Genomic DNA, 4,871 nt, shown 5'->3' with positions numbered 1-4,871 from the left:
TTTTATTTTGTTATTCGATTTTATTTTAAGTCATCCGATTTTATTTTGTTATTCGATTTTATTTTAAGTCATCCGATTTAAGCCCTGAACTCATCACGGATAGAGGAACCATTCCCGAATGAACGGCAGTTGCGACCAGAGCTCCTTTTATCCCGAGCTTATCAAGAGTAAAAAGATCCTCCATATCCTTGACCCCTCCGGCAAGAAGCACGCTATGCCTGGAACATTCAACCAGTTTTCGAAGGAATTCAGGGTCAAAGCCTGAGGCTGTTCCAACCCTATCAAGGTCAAGGAAAATAAGGTCTTTTAAGGGTAAATTATTTAACATTTTTACTATTTCAAAAGGAGACTCCGGGAGCTCAGGATCATTATTCAGAACTTTACCATGCTTTATATCAATGCTAACACTGATCCTTCCGGAGTTTCCATAAGCAGCATCCTTTATTGCCGAAAGCGTACCTGTTTCTGTGCCTATTACAGCAGTTCCTGCAATAGAAAGGGCTTTTTCCACGTCCTGTGAAGCCGAGATCCCAAAATCAAGCATTGTGTCTACCTTTGAGCTTACTTCCCGAATTACTTTGGTATTCGTTTCGAGAGGCCCTTTACCCTGAAGCACGTTAAGGTCGGCAATATAGACTTCCCTCGGACGCAGGAGTTCCACTATGTCCACAGGGTCCGAGCTACTACACACAGTACTTGAATCTGAAACCGGACGGTATTTTTCCCTGACCCCACCCTTTGCAAGAACTACGTTACGGTTAAATATATCCATCACAAAGACTACTCGGAACATACTTATTCAATAGCTGTATCATCCTATAAAAAAGTATAAAATAAAGAATATTGTATAAAAAGAATAATATTCACTGTAAGATTCCAATTAGATGTTTATTTAGAGGCTTTATATGAAACTGCTTATAAGTCCAATTAATAAAGAGGAAGCAATAATTGCTTCCAGAGGCGGCGCAGACATTGTAGATGTCAAGAACCCTAAAGAAGGCTCCCTTGGTGCGAATTTCCCGTGGGTAATAAGGGACGTAAAGGAAGCTGTAAACGGTAGACAGCCCATAAGCGCAACTATAGGAGATTTTAACTATAAACCAGGAACTGCTTCCCTTGCAGCATTTGGAGCAGCCGTTGCAGGGGCAGATTATATTAAAGTTGGCCTTTACGATATCCAGACTGAAGATCAGGCCTTCGAGCTTATTACAAAAATAACAAAGGCTGTAAAAGACTATGACTCAACAAAGAAAGTTGTTGCCTCAGGATATTCGGACTACAAGCGCATCAATTCAATTTCTCCATTGCTGCTTCCTTCAATCGCCGCAAAAGCTGGGGCAGATGTGGTGATGGTTGATACAGGAATTAAGGATGGAAAATCTACCTTCGAATTTATGGACGAGGAAGAACTTAAAAGGTTCACAGACCTTGCCCATGGATGTGGACTTGAAAACGCGATTGCAGGCTCCCTGAAATTTGAGGATCTTCCAGTGCTTGAGAAAATCGGACCGGATATTATCGGGGTCCGTGGTATGGTCTGCGGAGGAGACAGAACAAATGCAATCCGACAGGAACTGGTAGAAAAACTCGTAGCTGAATGCCAGGCTTGAAATACTTTTTTAATTTAAGATTGAAGTTCTGTACCGGCAGGTCATCAGGCAGGCCTGCCGAAAAAGAATTATAAGTAAATAACTATTTTTGACCTGATGTTTATTTTCGGACATGTTGGGATTACTCTGGGGGTCTTTTATCTCCTGAGCCGATTATTTTCAAAAAATAACTTCTGGGTAAAGGTTCCGTGGATTGCATTCGGAGCGCTCCTTCCAGACTTTATCGATAAACCTCTTGGCAGGATAATTCTTGCTGAAACCATAGGAAGCGGACGAATTTTTGCTCATACTCTACTTTTTGGCCTTCTGCTGGGCCTGGCAGGGTACTATCTCTATAGCCAGGGGAAACCTGAACTCCTGATTATTGCAGGAGCATCTTTTTGTCATATTTTTGAAGATCAGATATGGAACAGCCCTGAAGTATTTTTCTGGCCGCTTCTGGGCTGGGGGTTTCCGAAAGACACGATTTCGGCAAGTTTTATTGAGTATCTTATGATAATTCTTAGTAGATCATACAACCCCGGATTTACAGAAGTTTTTATCTCAGAAATCGTCGGACTGATTATAATTGTCCTTCTTACTGGCAAATATATTAGCGAAAAGAAAAAAGACAATTTGCAGTGTAAAAAAGAGAAAAAGTTAAACATTTAAAAGAAAATACAAATATTCGAAAACTGGAAGTTACCTTCCTTAGAACTGGAAGTTACCTTCCTCAGAGACCGGATCTCCAGACGAAACATAGGGGAGTTTACGAAACATATTCATAAATTTTGATATTAAGGGAATCATAGATCTTATATACAGGATCCGCAACCTGGGATTTGAGGGTGCCTCCACCTGTAGAAACTGATGTTTTATTGGATCCCTGCCCCCTGGTCCTCAAAGCCTCAGAATAAGTTGTTTCCGCAATATAGAAAGTTTCATTTTCTGCTACTTTTTCTATAGAGATACCGCCTTCAGAATTATTTTTAGAGGTATAAAGAAGCTTTTGGGAAACATCATCAAGATCAGTCCGACTCATATTGCTGCCAGGTATCTCAGGCTGGGTGATGATTTCATACTTATCTGTACAAGACATAACATATGGATAAGCTTCTCTCACACCAGACAACCACTGAATCCCATCTGCCTCATTTTCCGAAATTGCTTCAGAAACTCCACCTGTATACGGCGAACTGAAACAGGTGAAGAATCCCAGTGTCCAGAGCAGACAAAGAACCAGCACTGCAGAGCCAAGGCCAAGAGTATACCCTTTTCGAAGGAAAATAATGTAAAGGGAATACCCCAACAAAGGAATCTGGGCAAAAATAATGAAGCTCAAATTTGCAAACTTATCTGGAGGATAAGGAATGAAGGGGTTTAAAAGAAAAGCAAGCTCCAGGAAAAAGGTTACTATATAGAGAACCAGAAAACGGGGGTACCTGCGAACAAAATGCTGGCAAAACCTTTTACGATTCTGCCATACGATTACGGAATTGATCAGAATAAAAATCAAAGGAATATAGTATTTGCCGTAGTAAAGATTCAAGAGATGCACAAACTCGAAAAATCCGTTTTCAGTTGATGGAAATGTGGAAAAACCTGCAGTCATTAGCATTTTAGTGCGCAGGATAAGATTTGAAATAGATACATCAAAGAACTGAAGAATATATTTCGCACAAAGCAGGAAACCTACCAAGATAAGTGACAGAACGGCAAATATAGATATTTTTTTTCCTGCAGGGTGGGAGGCGTCAGAGAATAGAGAGTTGAGACTCAGGGTTTTACGGACAAATCCGAGCTTCGGTATTTTGCTCGAGAAGACAAGGGACAGGGAGAAACAGGCAAGATATGCAAAAATAAAGGGATGAGCTAAAGGAATCAATGGTATCATGAAAAGAAGGCAAACAGCCATTGCCCTGTTTTTATCCGAAATTACTTTTCTCAGCACAAGAAGGTACAGAGGTATCAGGCAAAAACAAAGATAATAAGGAACTGATGAGGTCTGAAAATGGCCAAAATATGGAATAAGCGAGGAGAGAAAAGCTGTTAAGACCAATTTTTCCCTGCTCATAAAGATCCGATAGAACAGGAACATTCCAGTAATAAACATTATTGAAAAAAATACTGGCAGGAAGTATGAAAGTGCCGATGTTTCCAGGCCTGAAACCTGAGCCAGGGCTGAAACGAGCAGAGGACCCGTGGGAGAAAGGTTGGAAAAGCCCGAAAGGTTACAAAATGAACCCTGTCCTGCAAGCCCGAGGTAAGAAAATTCCTCTCCCCTGCCTATTGAAACATAGCCAAGCATGTGAGGAGTTATCAGTACTGCAGTATGAACAAGAAACAGTATAAAAACTGCACTCATTTTTCGATATGCAAGAAGCAAAACGCAGGCTGAAACGTAACAAAGGAGCAGGGTAAGGTAAAAATGAAAAGGAAGCTGTTCATAGATATCGACTGCATATCCTTCGGGCTGAATTCCCCTGAGAATAAAAAGACTATAAACTAGTAGTAATAGAGAAATTGAGGTTATAAGGTTTAATATGTTATTAGTAGTTTTAGACAATGTGTCCCCCATCCTTTTTGAAAATTGCAGAGTCCAGTTTCCGCACCTAACTATGATCTATTCCTGAAAACTTGGTTTCACTCTTAAAGAGGTTTTCTTTTACAGGCAGCACACAGGCCCAAAAACTTTCGATCCGAAGATTTTGTTTATTTAGTTCTCCTCTTTCGTATTCTTCCTATATTCAATCGGCCCAACAAATAATTAATGGTTGTGCCCTAAGTGAAGTTTGATATACCTGCCTTAACTTAATTAATGTTTTGATGGGTTAAAATTTTTCAATAATTAAAGGCTTTCGGGTACTATAAACTTATTCAGAGACTTTAGTGTTTCTGTCACAGGTAACTCACAGTATATTAATTATATCCTTCTTGAGTACAAATCCTGCTAATACTATATGCAGTTTTAGCCTTACGAAGTGAACATCATTTATAGATTTATTTGTTATTTCTGCCAGCACTGCATGCCCCAAATCCAGCACTACATGCCCCAAATTAATCTTTCAGAAGAAAGCATTCGTTTAGATCAGAATAATTAAGGTTTCCCCTGAGAAGTAGATGGAACGAGGGAATACATGGATAGATATGCTGTAAAATCGTATAAATTAGGTACAATTAGAATCTAGTTAAATGAGCAAATAAGAGTTACGATATAAATATTTATCTTATATAATTAATATGCGGCGTTGATAATTCTTTATTATATGTTTATTTTTTTAT

General features: G+C 39.4%; 4 protein-coding genes. 2 read left to right on the top strand and 2 right to left on the bottom strand.

Annotation, left to right across the window (positions count from 1 at the left end):
* Positions 1–58: 58 nt before the first annotated feature.
* On the bottom strand, positions 59–793 hold the full coding sequence (locus tag A9239_RS12175) for a HisA/HisF-related TIM barrel protein (protein ID WP_048122371.1): 735 nt from the start codon (positions 791–793) through the stop codon (positions 59–61).
* 112 nt (positions 794–905) lie between these two features.
* Here A9239_RS12175 and A9239_RS12170 point away from each other — a divergent pair, with 112 nt between their 5' ends.
* Together A9239_RS12170 and A9239_RS12165 are read left to right on the top strand one after the other, a co-directional pair.
* Entirely contained in the window at positions 906–1,610 is a 705-nt protein-coding gene (locus A9239_RS12170) for a (5-formylfuran-3-yl)methyl phosphate synthase (RefSeq protein WP_048122372.1), read from the top strand.
* 96 nt (positions 1,611–1,706) lie between these two features.
* Positions 1,707–2,261, top strand: coding sequence for a metal-dependent hydrolase (locus tag A9239_RS12165; RefSeq protein ID WP_048122373.1), 555 nt, complete (start codon positions 1,707–1,709; stop codon positions 2,259–2,261).
* A 97-nt stretch (positions 2,262–2,358) separates the two neighbouring features.
* Here the strand turns inward: A9239_RS12165 and A9239_RS12160 are convergent, their stop codons facing one another.
* Positions 2,359–4,155, bottom strand: a complete 1,797-nt coding sequence (locus tag A9239_RS12160; protein ID WP_048122375.1) for a hypothetical protein — start codon at positions 4,153–4,155, stop codon at positions 2,359–2,361.
* Positions 4,156–4,871 lie beyond the last annotated feature (716 nt).

Origin of the sequence: Methanosarcina sp. A14, from assembly GCF_001729375.1 — an archaeon.
Taxonomy (GTDB): Archaea; Halobacteriota; Methanosarcinia; order Methanosarcinales; family Methanosarcinaceae; genus Methanosarcina; species Methanosarcina barkeri.
The sequence above is the reverse complement of the archived record's forward strand: the minus strand, read 5'-3'. Positions and strand labels throughout refer to the sequence as shown.